Genomic DNA, 19,399 nt, shown 5'->3' with positions numbered 1-19,399 from the left:
GTGTTAAGCACGCCGCCAGCGTTCGTCCTGAGCCAGAATCAAACTCTCCAAACAAAAACGTTCAGAAAAATTCGAACCAAACAAAAGACACCAAAACTGGCATCCAAAAAACCACACCCCTAAACGGGAAAAAGAGGCGCGGCAAAAAACAACAAACAAAAACCACCAAACACACTATTGAGTTCTCAAACAACACACCCGCTTGGCCGCGCAACTTACCACCGGCATTTAAGCCGCTGGAGGTCTTGCGGACAATCAGGAACCCACCTAAGTGGATTTCCCTCTGGGAGTCTGCCGCGCTCCCCGGCCCGGAGGCCGTGTCGCGGCGACGTGGAATAAGTTACGTCAGTGGAAACTCCCCGTCAAATCGCCTGCTAGGACGCCGTTTTCGGATGGTTTTCCGACGGGCGTACCAGTTGTCGATCTGGCGTGTAGAGAGTCAACGCCCGGTCCCGTCCGGTTGTTCCCGGCCCACACGTTCGATGCCGGCGATGTTGCGCTTACCGCGTCGAAGCACCAGCCACTTGCCGTGGAGGAAGTCGGCGTCAGCCGGAATCCAGTCGTCTGTGGTGACTTTCACGTTGTTCACCGAGACTCCGCCTTCGGCCAACGTGCGGCGGGCGGCGCCCTTGCTCGCCGAAAGCCCGGTGGCCACCAAGAGATCGATGATGGATTCCGGTCCCCCGGGGGAAAGCTCGGCCACCGACGCTTCGCGCAGCGCCGCGGCCAACGTCGGCTCGTCGAGCTTGGTCAGCTCGCCTCGGCCGAACAGCGCCTGACTGGCGTGCTCGACCGACGCGGTGGCGGCTTCTCCGTGCACCAGCGTGGTCAGTTCCCGCGCGAGTCGTCGCTGCGCGGCGCGTTCGTGTGGGCGTTCGGCAGTCGCCGCCTCCAATTCGCCGAGCTCCTGCGCATCGAGAAAGGTGAACCAACGCAGGTAGCGGACGACGTCGGCGTCGGCCGTGTTGATGAAGTACTGGTACCACGCATATGGGCTGGTCATCTCGGGGTCCAGCCAGAGGCTGCCGCCCCCGGTCGACTTCCCGAACTTGCGGCCTTCGGAGTCGGTCACCAGCGGCGTGGTCATCGCGTGCACCGAAGCGCCGCACTTCTGCCGGACCAGTCGAACCCCGGCGATGATGTTGCCCCACTGGTCCGAGCCACCGACCTGCAGCGTGCAACCGTGCCGCTGATGCAGCTCGACGTAGTCGTTGGCCTGCAGAAGCATGTAGCTGAATTCGGTGTAGGAGATGCCTTCACCCTCGAGCCGGCGCCGCACGGTGTCCCGGTCGAGCATCACGTTCACCGAGAAGTACTTGCCGACATCGCGCAGGAACTCGATCGCCGACAACTCCGCGGTCCAGGACAGGTTGTTCGCGATCACCGCGGAGGTCGGCGAGTCGTCGAACTCGACGAATCGCTCGAGCTGGCCGCGAATCCGGTCGGCCCAGTCGGCGACGGTGTCGGCCGTCTGCAAGGTGCGTTCTCCGACCTCACGCGGGTCACCGATCATTCCGGTCGCCCCACCGGCGAGCACGATCGGTCGATGACCGGCCTGTTGGAACCGGCGCAGCGTCAGCAGCGGGATCAGGTGTCCGGCGTGCAGGCTGGGTGCCGTCGGATCGAATCCGGAGTAGACGGTCACCGGTCCGTCGGCCAAGGCCTGCCCGAGTGCGTCACGGTCAGTGGATTGGGCGATCAGCCCGCGCCACTCCAAGTCGTCGAGAATGTCGCTGCCCACGTCATCGATCTTCCCGCATCAGTCACTGAGCCCCGGAGCCGGTGCCCGCGGACTGCGTCGGTAAGCCGACACCTCGGGGTGACCAGGCAGCCACATCCGCCATGGACGGTCGGCGGCCTTGCTCACCCCGACGCGGGGCCCGGACTCACCGACTTTGAGCGCATTGAGCGTGAGCCGGACCGGCGAGCTGCGATCGAAGACGTCGATCCCATTGTCTTCCATGGTGATTCCCAGGGCGGAGCAGAGGTTGCCGGGCCCACGCGCGAGGGCGACCTCTTTGACGTGTTCGCCGCGCCGGCGATGTGCGACGTCGATCCCCCGGTCGATGACCGCGGCGCGCAGCAGTACTGCGGCGGCGATGCCGTCGGACGCACAGGAAACGTTGGCGCACACGTGGATGCCGTGGCTGCGGTAGGTGTAGAGCCGTCCGGGCGGGCCGAACATCACCGCGTTGCGCAGGCCTGGTCCGCGGAAGGAGTGAGCTGCCGCGTCCGGCCATGGCCCGTCGGCCGGCCCGCCATAGGCTTCGACCTCGACGATCGTCGCCTCGACCTCTCGGCCGACCAGCGTGGAGCCCAGCAGCAGTCGGGCCGCGGTGAGCGGATCGACCTCCAGGGCGTCCTGATCAGTCACCCACCCGCAGCGGCGACCAGCCGTCGATGCTCGTCGTCGTCGACGGCGACTGCCTCGTCGACGAGTAGGACCGGGATGCCGTCCTCGATGCGGTACTTGCGGTGCAGGCGTGGGTTGTAGAGACAGTCGTCGACGTAGAGAAGCGAACCGCGATCCTCCGGGCAGACCAGGATCGCGAGCAGGTTCTCGTCGAGCCGGGATCCGCTCAACGGCCCGGCATCGGGAAGACGGGAGTGTCCTGCTGCATCGGGCTGTCCGGGACCCACCCGGGCTGACCGGGCTGACCCGGGGTCTGAGGCCCGACAGGGCCTTGAGGTCCGGGCTGCTGAGCCGGCACGTTGGCGCTCTGCATCTGCAGCTTGCGCTGGTAGGCGATGGTGGCGCGGAGGGCTTCGATCAGCGGGGTCTGGTTCGGACGCTTGTCGAGGGCCGATGCGAGGGCCTGTGCGTTCGCCATCGAAGGGCGGAAACCACGCATGCGCAGCGTCATCGCCTGATCGATGAGCTTCGAGACCTGCCCACCGCCCGACCCGCTCTGGTACTCCTGCGAGATCGTCATCAGCAACTGATCGGCGTTGACGCGGCGGGGCGCATCCTGCTGGGCGGACGGCGTGGGTTGCGCCGGCTGGGTCGGTGGCGCCGGCTGAGCCAGCGCGGTCGGCGCTGACAGGACGCCTGCAAACGCTGCAGCGGCCGCCGCGGCCGCCGCGACGCGGCGCCTGCTCTGAGATGACATCAACCCTCCTCGTCGACAGCGCGAGCCTAACAGCGCGCCCTGCGGGTGGCACTACGACCGCTCGCCGGCGATCCCGTTGCGAGCGGCCCCCGTCAAACGCTTGTATCGACTGCTATCGGGGTCTCGATACCAGGCGTTACGCGACGGCTTGGGAACGCCCTGCTCCTGCAGGGGCCCGGCCAGCGGACGGTAGGTCGCGGTCAGCGTCATGTCACTGACCACATGAACCAGGTCGGGTGCCTCGCCGACCGGCAGATCGGCCAGCGCTTCACTCAGATCGGCCGATGGGACGCTGCTGCCCGGGCACAGCGCCAGTGCGGTGACCGCGATCGTCTCGCCGTTGGCCTCGACGGCGTAGGTCACCGCCATGTCGACGGCTCCGAGACGCCCGACCGCGTCGTTGACCGTCGCGGCGAACACCGGACCGCGCTCGGTGTGGATGACCGCGGCGCGGTTGTCGACGAGCCAGTAGTCCCCGTCTTCATCGCGACGGAACAAGTACTCCGTCGACACCCAGGTGTCCGCCGGCGCAAAGACACCGCGCTTGACCGACGCCAACGGGTCGACGGGTCCGCGCGGTCGGGCCAGCAGCACACCGATCTCGTTGGTGTCGGCGCGGCGGACGAAACCCTGGTCGTCTTCGAGGATCAGATCTTCGTCGGGGTCGTAGGCAGCGAGCGCAATCTCGCCGCCGCCGGGCAGCGGTCGCCCCTTGCTGCCGATCTTGGCGCCTTTGACGTTGGCCAGCACGGCCTGGCCGTCGGTGGTGGCGAAGAACTCCACGACGTTGGCGGGCTCGAACACGTCGACGACCCGCTTCCACAGACCCGCCGGCATGCCCGAACCGATGAACAGCCGCACCGGGTGGTTGCCGGTCAGGGAGAACGCCGGGTCGTCGATGACCTCGCGCAGCATCGCCCAGGTGTAGGACACGACGGTCACGCCGTACTGGCGGATCTCCTGCACGAAGCGGTCCGGGCGCAGCTCGCGCGACAGCGCGATGCGCGCACCACCGACCACGGCCCCGCCCAGGCTGACCAAAAGGCCGGACTGGTGGTGCAGCGGGGTCAGGCAGTACACCGTGTCGCTGCGTCCCAGGTTGGCAGCCGACGCGGTGCCGAACGCCGAGAGCGCCCACCGGTAGTTGGTGATCTGCCGTGCCACCAACTCACCGCTGATGGTGCTGAACGCCACGAACGCCAGGTCGCGCGCCAACCCGGGATTGGGGCGGTACCAGCCGGGCAGCTCCACCTGGTCGGGATCGATCTGCTCCATGTCGACGACGTCGGCGTCGGCCGGCACGTGCAGGTCCCGGGACTCACCGCCGCCGAGAACCAGCACCCGCATGTCGAGCTTGCGCGCCGCGTCGAGACTGCTCGGGTCGGCGATGATCTCGGTGACGGCACCCAGTTGTGCCGCCGTTTCGAGGTCGGCGTCCGGTGGCAGCATCACCGCGACGGCCCCGAGGCGCGACAGCGCCGCGATCGCCACGAGAGCGCTGGGCCGGGTCTCCATCAGCACACCGACCCGTGCGCCCTGCCGAACTCCGACCTCGATGAGTCCGCGCACCACGTTGTTGACCCGGCGGTCCACCGCTTCATAGGTGTGGACGCGGCCGTCGAACAGCAACGCCTCGCCCTGGGGGAAGTCGCGCGCCTGCTCGCTCATGATGCGACCCAGTGAGATCCGGGTGTGGTCGTTGACCTGACCGAGCCGCGCCAGCCGGGGCAGCGTGCGGGCGGTCTCGACGGCCAACGTTCGTGCCGAACGGTTCGCGGCCACCACGGCGTCGGCCGCCGAGCGGGCCAGGCTGAAGGCCATCTCCGTGGCGGCTGCAGTGCTGTGCGCCAGCCGAGACGTCAGCGACACACCGGTCTCGGCGTTCTCGATGGGCTGCAATGCCATTGGCGCCACCCCGTCCGGCATGGAATCGGCACCGTCGAGCCAGCGCACCCACCCGGCGACGGTCGGCCAGGTCTGGGAGGACGCCTTGGAACCGACGACCAGACCGAAATGGCCTGCCCTGATCAAGTATTCGTAGACGTCGGCCTTGGGTGCGGCGCGTTTGATGCCGCGCACCGACGCCGGCTGGCCGATGTCGTCGACCTCGCCGACCACCGCCAGTATCGGGCACTCGATGTCGGAGAGCGTGACCAGGTCACCGTGGATCGAGAAGCCGCCGGTCATCATCCGGTTGTGCGCGATGAACTGCTTGAGCAGTTCGGAGATCGCCGGACCCGACCACGCGATCCACCCCTCCGACGCCAGGAACCTGCGCTGCTGCTCGCGCGGGAGCAACGCCTCGCGGTCGTGCAGCTGACGCAGGAACTCGATGCGCGACTGCGCGGTCTTGATCGGGTCGAGCATCTGAAATCCCGTGCGCGCCAACCAACCCGGGATGTCGATACGACTGAAGACGTGATCGGCCATGAAATCGGCGGCCGCCGGAGCCAAGCTGGCCGGCAGGTTCATCGGCAGTGCGGCCAGTGTGTCGACCGGCGCACCGAACGCGACGATGCTCGCAATGTCCTTGCTTCGGCGATAGGCCGCGGTCTGGTAGGTGAACATGCCGCCCTGCGAATAGCCGGCCAGGTGGATGTCGCGGCCCGTCACCGTCTTGACGGTGTCGATGGCTTCGCTCAATGCCACCACGTGGTCGGCGAGCGTGCGTTGCATGCCGCCCTCGACCTTGTCGGGCGAACCGAAGTCGATGACCCACGGGTCGATCCCCGCGCGGTGCAGGATGCCGACCGCGCCGTCCTCCCGCGTGACATCCCACATGTCGGCGGACATCATCATCGGATGCACCATCAACACCGGCGGGCCCGCCGGTTTGGCGCCGGGCCGGGTGTCGGGCGGAAAGTAGCGGCGCAGCCGGTACATCGGGACACTCTCGATGAGCTGGAACGGCGACGGCACGGCACCGGTCTCCAGACCGCCGTAACGCAGCACCTCCAAACCGTTCTGCGCGGTGGCCACCAGTCGGCCCACCGGACCGGTAATCGCCGAGAGGTCCACCAACGTGTGCTCCCTTGCCCGTCGTCCACCCCACCTGCCGTCGACATCATGGCACAGCAGCCGCCTATCATCGGGCGCTGATGGCAAACCTGATCAACACCGAACGGGCGACGGTCTCCTACGGCACTCGCACGTTGCTCGACGGCGTCAGCCTCGGGGTCGAGGAGGGTGACGCCATCGGTGTCGTCGGCCGCAACGGCGACGGCAAGTCGACCCTCCTGAAAATCCTGACCGGCACACAGGAACCCGATTCCGGCCGGGTGACCCACACCTCGGGACTGTCGGTGGGATATCTGCGCCAGGCCGACGACTTCGGCGCCGGTGCGACGGTGCGGTCGGTGATCGTCGGCGACCAGGCTGACCACGTGTGGGCCGCCGACGCCCAGACCCGCTCGGTCGTCGAACATCTGCTGGCAGGGGTCGACCTCGACGCGTCGGTCACCACACTGTCGGGCGGTGAACGTCGCCGGGTGGCCCTGGCCGAAGTGCTGATCGCCCCGCACGACGTCGTGATCCTGGACGAGCCGACCAACCACCTCGACGTCGAGGTGATCGGCTGGCTGGCCCAGCAACTGACCAGCCGTCCGGCGCGCGCACTGGTCGTGGTCAGCCACGACCGCTGGTTCCTCGACGCCGTCTGCACCAAGACCTGGGAAGTGCACGACGGGGTCGTCGATGCGTACGACGGCGGCTACGCGGCGTACGTGTTGGCCCGCGCGGAACGTATGCGGATGGCGGCCAGCACCGAGGCACGCCGAAAGAACCTGATGCGCAAGGAACTGGCGTGGTTGCGGCGCGGCCCACCGGCGCGTACGTCGAAACCCAAGTTCCGCATCCAGGCGGCCAACGAACTCATCGCCGACGAGCCACCTCCTCGCGATTCGCTTGTGCTGCAACAGTTCGCGACGTCACGGCTGGGCAAGGACGTCTTCGATCTGCACCGGGTCCGGCTCGAGGTCGGCGATCCGCCGCGCACCGTGCTCGACGGTGTCGACTGGTCGATCGGACCGGGCGCGCGGATCGGCCTGGTCGGGGTCAACGGCACCGGCAAGACCACCGTGCTGCGGCTGCTCCTCGGTGAACTCGAACCCACGTCGGGACGGGTCAAACGCGGCGTGACGCTGCGTATCGGATACCTGAGCCAGGCGGTCAAGGAACTCGACGAGTCCCAGCGGGTGCTCGAGGCGGTCGAGGATCGGCGGCGAATCACCGAACTGGCCGGCGGCCGGGAGATCAGCGCCGACACGTTGTTGAAGGACTTCGGCTTCGTCGGCGACAAGCTGACCACCCGCGTGGCGGACCTCTCCGGCGGCGAGCGGCGCCGCTTGCAGTTTCTGCGACTGCTGCTCGACGAACCCAACGTGTTGCTGCTCGACGAACCGACCAACGACCTCGACATCGACACCCTGACGGTGATCGAGGACTACCTGGATGGTTGGCCCGGAACCCTGATCGTCGTCAGCCACGACCGGTACTTCCTCGAGCGGGTCACCGACGTGACCTATGCGCTGACCGGTGGCGGGCGCTGCGATCTGCTGCCCGGCGGTGTCGAGCAGTACCTCGCCGACCGGGCCGCCGCGGACCGCGCCGACAAATCCGAACCGGGGCGGGGCCAGACGCGTACGGAGTCCGCCGCCGCGCGCGATCGACGCACCGGTAAAGAGATGTCGCGCATCGAAAGTCAGCTGGGCAAGCTCGAGGACCGCATCGCGTCGCTGCACGAGACGATGGCCGAGGCGGCCGCCGACCATGTGCGCGCCGGCGAGCTCAACGCCGAACTCAACGAGTTGCTCGCCAAGAAGGAGACTTTGGAAGAGATGTGGTTGGAATTGGCGGAAGACGGCCAGTGAGCTGGGTGCTGCGGCCGTTCGCGCTGTTCCTGCGTTACTGGCCGCAGCTGGCCGCCTGTTACCTGCTCGGACTCCTCGGGCGCAACGGCGCGATCTGGTTGGCCGCGTGGGCCGGCTGGAACAACGACCTGTGGGCGTCACTGATCATGCCGCTGGCTGGCATCGCCCGGCTCGGCTCCTACGTTGCGATGTTCTTCGTGCTGCGGCCCGCGATTCCGGGGATCGCCGATCTACCGCGGCGATCGCTGCGCAGCGTGGATCTTTTCGCCTCGGTCATCCTGCCGTTCTTCGCGATCTACCTGGCGTGGCAGATGTTTCGGGAGGACTGGCTGGCTTTCGAGGTCCGGGCATTGGACTACCGGATCGCCGACTCGATCAACAACCCCGGTCAACTCGAACTGGATCCGGAGAACCTGCCGGTCGGCGCCACGACCTGGGTGGTGATCGGCCTTGCGCTGCTGGCCCGATTCGCGCTGTCCCGATTCAGCGCGAAACTCCCCCGCTGGTTCATCGTCGTACGCATCTACGTCGACGCTCTGTGGGTGTTCCTGGCGTTGACGTTCTCGGTCCACCAGGGCTTGAGTATCGTGCTCAACCCCGCCGGCTGGCTGGCCGAACGGCGGATCGTGGTGTGGTTCAACCAGACCCGCGAAGCTGTATTCGACACGTTCGCCCCACTGGAGGCGGTGTGGGACACCGCGATGTGGGCTCTGGGCACGGTGTTCGGTGGGGCGGCGGTTCCGCTGATCTGGCTGGCGGTGGCCGGCATCGTCTACGGAGTCTCGACCAGCCCGGACTGGCGTGCCCTGGCCGAGCGGGTCGCCGGTGAACGGGCCCACCGGGTGATGTCGCGGCATGCGCAGACCCAGCAGCGCGTGCAGTCCCGGTGGCAGCGCCTCCCCGACAAGTGGCGCAGCGATGTCCGCGGTTATCTGGATTCGCAGCTGGGCAAGTTCAAGCCGATCGTGGATTCGGGGCGGATTCTGCTGCACGGCGGCGTGTTCGCGTTGTCGCTGTACGTGCTCGCCTACCTCGGGCTGGCATGGCTGGACATGGCCGGAAGCTTCTACCGCGCGCAGCTCGGCTCCGGATACCTGTTGCGCGGGATGGCGTGGCTGATCGGGCCGCAGTCACAACAGTTCTGGGTTGCCGGTATCCCGACGCTGGAACTCGTCGCGCACCTGATCGTCGAGCCGCTGCGGATCTGTCTGATCGCGGCGACACTGGGCTACTGCCTGCACCGCATCCCCTCGGCTACAGCTGCAACCGGACCAGTATCGAGCCGTCGTACGTCGTGACGTCGAGCGCGGTCGGCACGACACCGTCGGGGATCGTGAACGCCCACTGGATCGGTCCGGGTCGGGCGCAGTTCAGTGCTGCGCCGGCGACCGGCTTGAGACCGTAATGGATCGGCGGCTGGCCCCGCCACCGATGGCGACCGTCGGTGAGCACCCCGTCGCAACCCAGTTCCGGCCCGGGGGCTCCGTCGCGCAGCACGGTGACGACCGTGACGACAGTGCCCGCGGGCAGCGTGGAGCCGGGTGGCTTGACGCGGCGCCCGAGATGTCGGACCTCACCGAGCTTCCACGACTGGCTGTCGACGGTGACGTCCTCACCCCGCGGCGCATCCGCGCCGGGGTGGACGGTCCCCAGGTAGTGCGACCACTTCGGTCCCAGATCCGTGGCCACCACAGCGGCCAGCGACGCGACGGTCACCACCGCGCCGATCACGTTGCGCTGCCACAACTTCGAGGGTCGTTTCACGCACTCTCCCGGGTTCGCGAAAGCCGCAGCGCGCCCGGTTCGCGCACGGCATCAGAGAACGGGATGTCGACGACCAGGCGGGAATCGAACCGGACATCACCGGACCACACCCGCAAGGTCAGGTCAGCGTCCGGAGTCAAGAGACCCGGATCGACGTCGAAGGCCCACGACCCCTGCTGGGTGATCAGCGGCGCGAGTGCTGCTCCGAGCTGAACGAACTGGAATCTGTCGGACGGTATGTACGTGTTGGGTCCGACCAGCAGTTCGGCGCGGGGCACAACGACCTCGCTCGTCGCGCGCAAGTCCGCATCCACCAGCACCCACTCACCCACTGCGGGCACGGGTCTGCTCCGCGGGGCCTGCGTCTGTTGGCCGACCCGCACGCCGGTCACTGTGAGATCGAACGCGCGTCCGCTGACCTGGTCCCCGATGTCGCCGCGGACGTCGAAGGGCCGGTAGACATCCGACGGTGTGGGCAGGTGATGCCAGAGTCCCGCCGCGGCGGCGATCACCGCAATGGTCGCCACGGCATGCAGCATCATGCGCCGCTTCGACCGGGCGGTCATCGCGGCCCCAGCACGTCGATGACGATCTGTCCGTAGTCGGTGTCGTCGATGTAGTGCTCGCCGTAGACGACCATGCCCTCCCGGAGGGACTTGCGCCACACTCGCACAGTGATGGAGTCGCCGGGTACCAGTTCGCCTTCCGGCACCCGCCAGACGTAGGCGAGTTCCTCTTCGAGTCCCGGTCCCAGGGTGATCGCCCGCGACCCGTCGATCATGCGTGATACGCCAACGAACTCCGCATTCGGCACGTCGCGCAGCTCCAGCTCACGGTCGACTCGTCCCGGGGCGGTGCCGTCGTTACGCAGGGTGACGACCACCCCGAGATAGCGCACGCCGGGTTTTTCCGGCGCCAAGCCGAAACCCGAGGTCGTCAGCTCGGGGACCAGACGGGCGCGATCGACAGTGACGGTGTACTGCCCATCGCTGAACTCCTCGCCCGGCGCGAACGCCGTCACGTCGGTTTCGACGCGGTCCAGACCACCGAACAGGGCTGCCACCGCGAGAATCACGACCAGGCCCGCCGTCCACGATTGGCGGGGGCCGCGCGCGGCAAGCCAGCGTCGGACGCGACGACCCCGACTGGCTACGGGGACCTGCTGTCCCGGCTCGGCGGCCATCACGCAGACGATGCTAGCGGCGAAGTCGCAGTCGCAACTCGTCTGCGGCCTGACGCACCGCTCCCAGTTGCTTGGCCACCTGCACCGGCGCGGTACCACCGCGCGCGTCCCGGGAGTTCACCGACCCCTCGATGGTCAGCACCTCGCGCACCTGCGGGGTCAGCTCGGAGTGGATGTCGGCCAGCTCGGCGTCGGCTAGGTCTTCCAATCCCACGCCCCGCTGCTCGGCCGCACGCACGGCCGCACCGGCCGCCTCGTGTGCCACCCGGAACGGGACACCGCGTCGCACCAGCCATTCGGCGACGTCGGTGGCCAACGTATATCCCAGGGGCGCGAGTTCGGCCATCCTGTCGACGTCGAAACGCAGCGTGCCGACCAGTCCGGCCATCGCCGGCAGCAGGAGTTCGAGTTGGGCCACCGAGTCGAAGACCGGCTCCTTGTCCTCCTGTAGATCCCGGTTGTAGGCCAGCGGTTGCGCTTTCAGCGTGGCCAGCAGGCCGGTCAGGTTGCCGATCAGCCGGCCCGACTTACCGCGGGCCAGTTCGGCGATGTCGGGGTTCTTCTTCTGCGGCATGATCGAGCTGCCGGTCGACCAGGAATCGTGCAGGGTCACGTAGCCGAATTCGGTGGTGCTCCACAGGATGATGTCCTCGGCGAGCCGGGACAGATCCACGCCGATCATCGTGAACACGAACGCTGCTTCAGCGGCGAAGTCGCGCGCCGCGGTCGCGTCGATCGAATTGTCCGCCGCTGCGGTGAAACCGAGTTCGGCGGCGATGGCGTCCGGGTCCAGGCCGAGCGACGACCCGGCCAACGCACCCGAACCGTACGGTGAGACGGCGGCGCGCTTGTCGACGTCGGCGAGCCGGTCCACGTCGCGCAGCAGCGGGTGCGCGTGGGCGAGCAGATGGTGCGCCAACAGGATCGGCTGGGCCGACTGCAGGTGCGTCTTGCCGGGCATGATGGCCGTCGGGTGCGCGGCGGCCTGAGTGGCCAGCGCCGAGACCACCTCCAGGACACCGTAGGCGACCCGGCGGATCGCGTCGCGCAACCACAGCCGAAACAGCGTGGCGACCTGATCGTTGCGGGACCGCCCGGCCCGCAGCCGTCCGCCGAGGTCGGCGCCGACGCGGTCGATCAGTCCGCGCTCGAGCGCTCCGTGGACGTCTTCGTCGGAGACCAGCGGGCCGAAGGTGCCGTCGGCGACGTCGGTGGCCAGGTTGTCCAGGCCGACGAGCAGCCCGTCGCGCTGCTCCTCGGTCAGCAGGCCGGCCGAGAACAACACGCGCACATGGGCTTTGGAAGCCGCGATGTCGTAGGGCGCCAGCGCCCAGTCGAAATGGGTGCTCTTGCTCAGCGCCGCCAGTGCCTCAGACGGTCCGTCGCTGAACCGACCGCCCCACAGCGACCCTTCGTTCGTGCTCACCGGGTCACCCTATTCCGGCGGTCACTTGATACCCAGGTCCCGGCGCGCCGAGATGCTCGACGACAGCCCGTGGATCTGGACGAAGCCCCGGGCCGCCGACTGATCGAAGGTGTCGCCTTCGTCGTAGGTGGCCAGGTTGAAGTCGTAGAGCGACTCGGCGCTGCGGCGGCCGTTGACGGCGATGTGGCCCCCGTGCAGCACCAGCCGGACCTCGCCGCTGACGTGCTGCTGGGTGTGCGCGACGAACGACTCCAGCGCGGACTTCAACGGCGAGAACCACAGGCCGTCGTACACCAGCTCGCCCCACTTCTGGTCGGTGGTGCGCTTGAACCGGCCGAGCTCACGCTCCAGCGTGACGTGCTCGAGCTCGGTGTGCGCGGTGATCAACACCATCGCCCCGGGAGCCTCGTAGATCTCGCGGCTCTTGATCCCGACGAGCCGGTCCTCGACGACGTCGAGGCGGCCGACTCCCTGCGCACCGGCGCGGGCGTTGAGCTGCTCGATGGCCTGCAAGACGGTGACCGGCCGGCCGTCGATGGACACCGGCACGCCCTTGTCGAAGCCGATGATGACCTCGTCGGGGCTGCTCCAGTTGACCGTCGGGTCCTCGGTGTAGTCGTAGACGTCCTTGGTGGGCGCGTTCCACAGGTGCTCGAGGAAGCCGGTCTCCACCGCGCGCCCCCACACGTTCTGGTCGATCGAGAACGGCGAGCGCTTGGTGACGTTGATCGGGATGGCGTTCTCCTCGGCGAACGCGATCGCCTTCTCCCGGGTCCATGCGTAGTCCCGTACCGGGGCGAGCACCTGCAGATCCGGTGCCAGCGAAGCGAATCCGACTTCGAAGCGGACCTGGTCGTTGCCCTTGCCGGTGCAGCCGTGGGCGACGGTGCCGCCACCGTGTTCACGGGCGGCGTCGACGAGGTGTTTGACGATCAGCGGCCGGCTCAGCGCCGACACCAGCGGATAGCGGTCCATGTAGAGCGCGTTGGACTGGATCGCCGGCAGGCAGTACTGCTCGGCGAACTCGTCGCGGGCGTCGACGACGACCGCTTCGACAGCGCCGCAGTCCAATGCGCGTTGCCGCACGACCTCCATGTCCTCACCGCCCTGCCCGAGGTCGATGGCCACGGCCACCACCTCGCGACCGGTCTCCTTGCCGATCCAGCTGATCGCCACCGAGGTGTCCAGACCGCCGGAATACGCCAGGATGACGCGCTCGGACATAGGGAACTCCTTCTACTACGTGTTGACTACAGGCTCTTGGAAAGGTTTTCGACCGTGGCGGCCAGTTCCGCTCCGGTCATGGGTTCGCGGGCGACGACCAGGATGGTGTCATCGCCGGCGATGGTGCCGACCACGTACGGCAGCGCCGCGCGGTCGAGCGCGCTGGCCAGGTAGTGCGCCGCGCCGGGAGGGGTGCGCAGCACCGCCAGGTTGCCGCTGGAGTCGGTGGAGACCAGCAGGTCGCCGAGCAGACGGGTCACCCGGTCGGTGCCGCCGCTGACGCCGCGGACCGGGCTGCCGTCTTCGGGGACGACGTAGACGCCGACTCCGCCGTCGGCGCCGCGCAGTTTGACCGCGCCGAGTTCTTCGAGATCCCGCGACAGCGTCGCCTGGGTGACCTCGATGCCTTCGTCGGCCAGCAGGCCCGCGAGCTCACCCTGGCTGCGCACCGACCGCTCCGACAGCAGCGCCACGATGCGGGCCTGCCGTCCGGCACGGGTGGCCGCTGCCGTCATTGCCGGTTCTCCAACAGCCACACCAGCAGCGCCTTCTGCGCGTGCAGGCGGTTCTCCGCCTCGTCCCACACCGCGCTCTGTGGGCCGTCGATGACCTCGTCGGTGATCTCGTCTCCGCGGTGCGCCGGGAGACAATGCAGCACAACGGCTTCGGAGTCCGCTCGGGCCAGCAACTCGGAGTTGACCTGGAACGGGCGGAACGGGCGGACCCGGTCCAAGCCGTCGTTCTCCTGACCCATCGAGGTCCAGGTATCGGTCACCAGCACGTCGGCACCGTCGGCTGCCCGCAACGGATCGTCGGTCACGGTCACCGTCGCGCCGGTCTGCCGGGCACGGGCCTCGGCCGCCGCGACGAACATCGGGTGCGGCTCGAAACCGCGGGGCGCGGCGATGGTGACGTGCACCCCGGCGGTGACTCCGCCCAGCATCAACGAATGGGCCATGTTGTTGGCGCCGTCGCCGAAGTAGCTCATCCGCAGCCCGTCCAGGGCGCCCTTGCGCTCGGCCAGCGTCTGCAGATCGGCGAGCACCTGACACGGGTGGAACTCGTCGGAGAGCGCGTTGACGATCGGGACGGTCGAGCCGGATGCCATCGCGGTCAACCGTTCCTGGGCGAACGTGCGCCACACGATGGCCTCGACGTACCGGGACAGCACCGCTCCGGTGTCCTCGAGGGTCTCCTCGCGACCGAGTTGAGTGCTACGCCCGTCGACGACGACCGCGTGCCCGCCGAGGTGCGCGATGCCCACCTCGAACGAGAACCGGGTGCGGGTCGAGTTCTTCTCGAAGATCACCGCGACACCGCGCGGCCCTTCCAGCGGCCGGCGGCTGAACGGGTCCTTCTTCAGTTCGGCCGCCAGGGCGAGTACCTCGGCCTGCTCGTCGGGCGACAGGTCGTCGTCACGGAGGAAGTGGCGGGTCATGACGTTCTCGTTTCTGCCTCGGCTTGATCGAGGACGGCGGGAAGTGCGGACACGAACGCCTCGATCTGCGATTCGGTGATCACCAGCGGCGGCGCCAGTCGCACGATGTCGGGCGCGGCGGCGTTGACCAGGAAGCCGGCCTGCCGTGCGGCGGTCTCTACCGGCTTGGCCGCTGCGGCGGTCAGCACCACACCGCGCAGCAGCCCGCGACCGCGGACGTGGTCGACCAGCGGATGGTCGAGCGCCTCGATGCCGTCGGCCAGCGTTTTGCCGAGGACATCGGCGCGTTCGATCAGGCCCTCGGAGGCAAGGACTTTCAGCACGGCCAGCGCTGCGGCGGTGCACACCGGGTTCCCGCCGAAGGTGCTGCCGTGCAGGCCCGGGGTGAGCAGTTCGGCGGTGCCGCCCACGGCCAGGCACGCGCCGATCGGCAGTCCGCCGCCCAAACCCTTGGCCAGCGTGACGACATCGGGGGTGATGCCGTCGTGCTGGTGGGCGTAGAAGGTGCCGGTGCGGCCCACCCCGGTCTGTACCTCGTCGAGGACGAGCAGCGCCCCGTTGGCCGCGGTGATCTCGCGGGCGGCGACCAGGTATCCCGGCGGCGGGACGACGACGCCGCCCTCCCCCATGATCGGTTCGAGGAACACGGCCGCGGTGTCGGAGTCCACCGCAGCCGCGAGGGCGTCGGTGTCGCCATAGGGCACGAAGGTCACGTCGCCGGGCAGCGGCGCGAACGGCGCCTGCTTGGTCGGTTGGCCGGTGATTGCCAGCGAGCCCATCGTGCGGCCGTGGAATGCGTTCTGCGCGGCAACGAGTTTCGTCTTCCCGGTGAGCCGGGTGATCTTGAAGGCGACCTCGTTGGCCTCGGTGCCGGAGTTGCAGAAGAACGCCCGCGCCGGTGCACCGAGGTGATCCACCAGAGCTTCGGCCAGCGCGATGCCGGGTTCGGTGGCATACAGGTTCGACGTGTGGCCCAGGGTGCTCATCTGGCGGTGCACCGCTTCGATGACCGCGGGATGGCAGTGCCCCAGCACGTTGACGGCGATCCCGCCGAGCAGGTCGATGTAGGTGTTGCCGTCGGTGTCGGTGACGGTGACGCCCTCGCCGCTGGCCAACGCCAGCGGCGGCGTCCCGTAGTTGTTCATCATGACCGCCGACCAGCGGTCCAGAAGTGTTGCGTCCTCGGTCAATTCCCCACCACCTTCGTGCCGGTGCCTTCGTCGGTGAGCAGCTCGACCAGCACGCAGTGTGCGACGCGGCCGTCGATGACGTGCGCGCTCGGCACACCGCCGCCGATCGCGCGCAGGCATGCCTCGATCTTGGGGACCATCCCGGCCTCCAGCGTCGGCAACAGCTGGGTCAGCGCGGCGGCGTCGATCTCGCTGACCAGTGAACCCCGGTCGGGCCAGTTGGTGTACAGGCCTTCGACGTCGGTGAGCATCAGCAGTTTCTCGGCGCCCAGCGCCTCGGCCAGAGCGGCGGCCGCGGTGTCGGCGTTGATGTTGTGGACCACTCCGTCGGCATCGGGCGCGATCGTCGACACCACCGGGATGCGGCCGGCCTTGATGAGGTCGACGACGGCGTCGGTGTTCACGTGCGCGACGTCCCCGACCAGTCCGATGTCGGTGGGAACGCCTTCGACGAGGACCGACCGGCGTTGCGCGGTGAACAGGCCGGCGTCCTCGCCGGTGATGCCCACGGCGTACGGGCCGTGGGTGTTGATCAGATTCACCAGTTCACGGCCGACCTGACCGAACAGCACCATGCGGGCGACGTCGAGCACTTCCGGGGTGGTGACCCGGAAGCCGCCTTTGAAATCGCCTGCGATGCCGAGCTTTTTCAGCATGGCGCTGATCTGCGGGCCGCCACCGTGGACGACGACGGGCTGGATTCCGCAGTTGCGCAGGAAGACCATGTCGTCGGCGAACGCGGCTTTGAGGGTGTCGTCGGTCATCGCGTTGCCGCCGTATTTGACCACGACGATCTTGCCGTGCAGCGCCTTCAGCCACGGCAGCGCGTCGGCCAGGACACGGGCTTTGTCCGGAGTCTGCAGGCTCATGAGCTGTACGCCGAGTTCTCTTCGACATACCCGTGGGACAGGTCGGTGGTCCGGATCGTCGCCGACGCCGACCCGACGCCGAGGTCGACGGTGACCTCGATGTCCTCACCGGACAGATCCGCCTCGCGAGCCCCGGGGGTGCCGACGCTGTCCACACAGACCGGGAAACCGTTGAAGGACACCGTGATCCGGTCGGCGTCGAGTTCGACGGGCGCCATGCCCACCGCGGCCAGCACCCGGCCCCAGTTGGGATCCGAGCCGAACAGCGCGGTCTTGACCAGGCTGTCGCGCGCGATCACCCGTGCGGCCACCACCGCGTCGTCCTCGGTCAACGCGCCGGTGACGGTCACCGCGACACGCTTGGTGACGCCTTCGGCGTCGGCCTGCAGTTGCGCACACAGGTCGTCGCAGACGGCGAACAGCGCGGCGTCGAGGTCGTCCTGGTCGGGCGTGACCTCGCTGGCACCGGAGCTCAGCAGTAGGACCGTGTCGTTGGTCGACGAGCTGCCGTCGACGTCGAGGCGATCGAAGGTCCGGGCCACGGCGTTCTTCAGAGCGGCCTGCAACGCTGCCGGTTCTGCCACCGCGTCGGTGGTGATGACGCAGAGCATGGTGGCCAGGGACGGGGCAAGCATGCCTGCGCCTTTGGCCATCCCGCCGACGGTCCACTTGTCCGGGTGGTGCAGCGCAACCTGTTTGGGCACGGTGTCGGTGGTCATGATGGCGCGGGCCGCTTCTTCGCCGCCGTTGAGGCCGCCGGCCAGTTCGTGCACGATCTCGCGGACCCCGGCGAGGACTTTGTCCATCGGCAGGCGGTCCCCGATCAGTCCGGTCGAGCACACCGCGACCTCGATGGCGCCGGTCTCGGTGCCCCAGGCCGACAGGGCGGCCGCGACGGCTTCGGCGGTGGCGTGGGTGTCCTGGAAGCCGCCGGGGCCGGTGCACGCGTTGGCGCCGCCGGAGTTCAGGATGACCGCCCGCAGCCGACCGGTGGTGAGGACCTGCTGCGACCACAGCACGGGCGCAGCCTTGACCTTGTTGCGGGTGAACACGCCGGCGGCGGTGTAGTCGGGGCCCTCGTTGAACACCAATGCCAGATCAGCGTTTCCGGAGGCCTTGATGCCGGCGGAGATGCCGGTGGCGCGGAAGCCGGCCGGGGCGGTGACGCCCTGGGTGCGCAGCAGTTTGACGTCGGTCACGGTGCGACCCCGACCACCGAGAGGCCGGCGGTCTCGGGCCAGCCGAGCGCAAGGTTCATCGACTGCACGGCGGCCCCTCCGGTGCCTTTGGCCAGGTTGTCGATCGCGGCGATCGCGACGAAGGTCCGGGCGTCTTCATCGAGGGTCACGGACACCTGGGCGGCGTTGCTTCCGATCACCGATCCGGTCCTGGGCAGCTGCCCGTCCGGCAGAAGGTGTACGAAAGGTTCACTGCTGTAAGCCTTTTCGTAGGCGTTGCGCAGTTGGGACAGCGTGCTGGTGGTGGGCGCCGTGCAGGTGGCCAGGATGCCGCGCGACGTCGGGATCAGCACCGGGGTGAAGGACACCCGGACCGGGCTCCCGGCCACCGCGCTGAGGCCTTGCGCGATCTCGGGCGTGTGCCGGTGTTTTCCGCCGACGTTGTAGGCCCGCGCCGAACCGATGACCTCCGAACCGAGCAGGTCCACCTTGGCGGCGCGGCCGGCGCCGGAGGTGCCGCTGACGGCCATCACGGTGACCGCGGGCTCGACGAGTCCCTCGGCCAGCGCCGGCCACAGCGCCAGCAGCGCCGCGGTCGGATAGCAGCCGGGCACGGCGACCCGCTTGGTGTTACGCAGCTGGTCCCGACCGCCGGGCAGTTCGGGCAGACCATAGGGCCAGGTGCCGGCGTGCTCCGATCCGTAGAAGCGCTGCCATGCGTCGGGGTCGGTGAGGCGGAAGTCGGCGCCGCAGTCGATGACGAGGGTGTCGGGGCCGAGCTGTTCGGCCAGCGCCGCCGAATGGCCGTGGGGCAGTCCGAGGAAGACCACATCGTGGCCGGCGAGGGTGCCGATCTCGGTCGGCTCGAGCACGCGGTCAGCCAGTGGCCACAGGTGCGGGTGGTGGTCCCCGAGCGGCGAGCCGGCGCTCGATGCTGCGGTCAGGGCGCCGATGGTCAGTCGACCCTCGGTATAGGCAGGATGACCGAGAAGCAGACGCAGGATTTCGCCGCCGGCGTACCCGCTGGCACCGGCGACCGCGACGGAAGTCATAAGCGAACATTCTGCATGGTTATGCAGTGTCATGCAAATTCATTATTCGAAGAGTGTGGCCGCGGCTCCGGACGTAGATTTGTCACCTACGCCTGCT

Annotated in this window: 18 protein-coding genes; 2 read left to right on the top strand and 16 right to left on the bottom strand. The window is 68.2% G+C overall.

Going from position 1 to position 19,399, the window contains the following annotated elements:
* Positions 1-439 precede the first annotated feature (439 nt).
* Genes tyrS through ACQI46_RS11975 form a run of 5 tightly spaced genes read right to left on the bottom strand, consistent with a single transcriptional unit; the run spans position 440 to position 6,131 of the window.
* Complete coding sequence (gene tyrS / locus ACQI46_RS11995) at positions 440-1,741, bottom strand: tyrosine--tRNA ligase (RefSeq protein ID WP_427094199.1); 1,302 nt, start codon at positions 1,739-1,741, stop codon at positions 440-442.
* Between the two features lie 18 nt (positions 1,742-1,759).
* A complete protein-coding gene (locus ACQI46_RS11990) occupies positions 1,760-2,374 on the bottom strand; it encodes a DNA-3-methyladenine glycosylase (RefSeq protein ID WP_427094198.1) in 615 nt (204 codons plus the stop codon).
* Positions 2,371-2,583, bottom strand: a complete 213-nt coding sequence (locus ACQI46_RS11985; protein WP_427094197.1) for a Trm112 family protein — start codon at positions 2,581-2,583, stop codon at positions 2,371-2,373. Before ACQI46_RS11985 ends, ACQI46_RS11990 begins: the two co-directional genes overlap by 4 nt.
* Complete coding sequence (locus ACQI46_RS11980) at positions 2,580-3,110, bottom strand: hypothetical protein (RefSeq protein WP_427094196.1); 531 nt, start codon at positions 3,108-3,110, stop codon at positions 2,580-2,582. The genes ACQI46_RS11985 and ACQI46_RS11980 overlap by 4 nt, the downstream gene beginning before the upstream one ends.
* Positions 3,111-3,161: 51 nt before the next feature.
* Positions 3,162-6,131: an acyl-CoA synthetase gene (locus ACQI46_RS11975; RefSeq protein ID WP_427094195.1), complete on the bottom strand. Its 2,970-nt coding sequence runs from the start codon at positions 6,129-6,131 to the stop codon at positions 3,162-3,164.
* Positions 6,132-6,208: 77 nt separating this feature from the next.
* Here ACQI46_RS11975 and ACQI46_RS11970 point away from each other — a divergent pair, with 77 nt between their 5' ends.
* Together ACQI46_RS11970 and ACQI46_RS11965 are read left to right on the top strand one after the other, a co-directional pair.
* A complete protein-coding gene (locus tag ACQI46_RS11970; RefSeq protein WP_427094194.1) occupies positions 6,209-7,978 on the top strand; it encodes an ABC-F family ATP-binding cassette domain-containing protein in 1,770 nt (589 codons plus the stop codon).
* Positions 7,975-9,276, top strand: coding sequence for a hypothetical protein (locus ACQI46_RS11965; RefSeq protein WP_427094193.1), 1,302 nt, complete (start codon positions 7,975-7,977; stop codon positions 9,274-9,276). The genes ACQI46_RS11970 and ACQI46_RS11965 overlap by 4 nt, the downstream gene beginning before the upstream one ends.
* Here the strand turns inward: ACQI46_RS11965 and ACQI46_RS11960 are convergent.
* Genes ACQI46_RS11960 through argC form a run of 11 tightly spaced genes read right to left on the bottom strand, consistent with a single transcriptional unit; the run spans position 9,233 to position 19,302 of the window.
* On the bottom strand, positions 9,233-9,742 hold the full coding sequence (locus ACQI46_RS11960) for a hypothetical protein (protein WP_427094192.1): 510 nt from the start codon (positions 9,740-9,742) through the stop codon (positions 9,233-9,235). The genes ACQI46_RS11965 and ACQI46_RS11960 overlap by 44 nt on opposite strands.
* Positions 9,739-10,308, bottom strand: a complete 570-nt coding sequence (locus ACQI46_RS11955) for a hypothetical protein (RefSeq protein WP_427094191.1) — start codon at positions 10,306-10,308, stop codon at positions 9,739-9,741. Before ACQI46_RS11955 ends, ACQI46_RS11960 begins: the two co-directional genes overlap by 4 nt.
* Positions 10,305-10,925 carry a hypothetical protein gene (locus ACQI46_RS11950; RefSeq protein ID WP_427094229.1) on the bottom strand — a complete coding sequence of 207 codons (621 nt, stop codon included), beginning with the start codon at positions 10,923-10,925 and terminating at the stop codon, positions 10,305-10,307. Before ACQI46_RS11950 ends, ACQI46_RS11955 begins: the two co-directional genes overlap by 4 nt.
* A gap of 13 nt (positions 10,926-10,938) precedes the next feature.
* Positions 10,939-12,351 (bottom strand): argininosuccinate lyase, encoded by a 1,413-nt coding sequence (gene argH, locus ACQI46_RS11945; RefSeq protein WP_427094190.1) that lies wholly within the window; start codon positions 12,349-12,351, stop codon positions 10,939-10,941.
* Positions 12,352-12,372: 21 nt separating this feature from the next.
* A complete protein-coding gene (locus ACQI46_RS11940; RefSeq protein ID WP_427094189.1) occupies positions 12,373-13,575 on the bottom strand; it encodes an argininosuccinate synthase in 1,203 nt (400 codons plus the stop codon).
* 26 nt (positions 13,576-13,601) lie between these two features.
* A complete protein-coding gene (locus ACQI46_RS11935) occupies positions 13,602-14,090 on the bottom strand; it encodes an arginine repressor (RefSeq protein WP_427094188.1) in 489 nt (162 codons plus the stop codon).
* On the bottom strand, positions 14,087-15,013 hold the full coding sequence (gene argF / locus ACQI46_RS11930) for an ornithine carbamoyltransferase (protein ID WP_427094187.1): 927 nt from the start codon (positions 15,011-15,013) through the stop codon (positions 14,087-14,089). The genes ACQI46_RS11935 and argF overlap by 4 nt, the downstream gene beginning before the upstream one ends.
* The gene (locus ACQI46_RS11925; protein ID WP_427094228.1) at positions 15,010-16,260 is read right to left on the bottom strand and encodes an acetylornithine transaminase; all 1,251 of its coding nucleotides are present in this window, start codon (positions 16,258-16,260) and stop codon (positions 15,010-15,012) included. Before ACQI46_RS11925 ends, argF begins: the two co-directional genes overlap by 4 nt.
* On the bottom strand, positions 16,200-17,072 hold the full coding sequence (gene argB / locus ACQI46_RS11920) for an acetylglutamate kinase (protein WP_427094186.1): 873 nt from the start codon (positions 17,070-17,072) through the stop codon (positions 16,200-16,202). The genes ACQI46_RS11925 and argB overlap by 61 nt, the downstream gene beginning before the upstream one ends.
* Positions 17,069-18,271 (bottom strand): bifunctional glutamate N-acetyltransferase/amino-acid acetyltransferase ArgJ, encoded by a 1,203-nt coding sequence (gene argJ, locus ACQI46_RS11915; protein ID WP_427094185.1) that lies wholly within the window; start codon positions 18,269-18,271, stop codon positions 17,069-17,071. Before argJ ends, argB begins: the two co-directional genes overlap by 4 nt.
* On the bottom strand, positions 18,268-19,302 hold the full coding sequence (gene argC, locus ACQI46_RS11910; RefSeq protein ID WP_427094184.1) for an N-acetyl-gamma-glutamyl-phosphate reductase: 1,035 nt from the start codon (positions 19,300-19,302) through the stop codon (positions 18,268-18,270). Before argC ends, argJ begins: the two co-directional genes overlap by 4 nt.
* Positions 19,303-19,399 lie beyond the last annotated feature (97 nt).

It is taken from the genome of Mycobacterium sp. SMC-4, from assembly GCF_050205565.1.
Classification (GTDB): domain Bacteria; phylum Actinomycetota; class Actinomycetes; order Mycobacteriales; family Mycobacteriaceae; genus Mycobacterium.
Note: the sequence above shows the minus strand (reverse complement) of the source record. Positions and strands in the feature narration are given on the sequence as shown.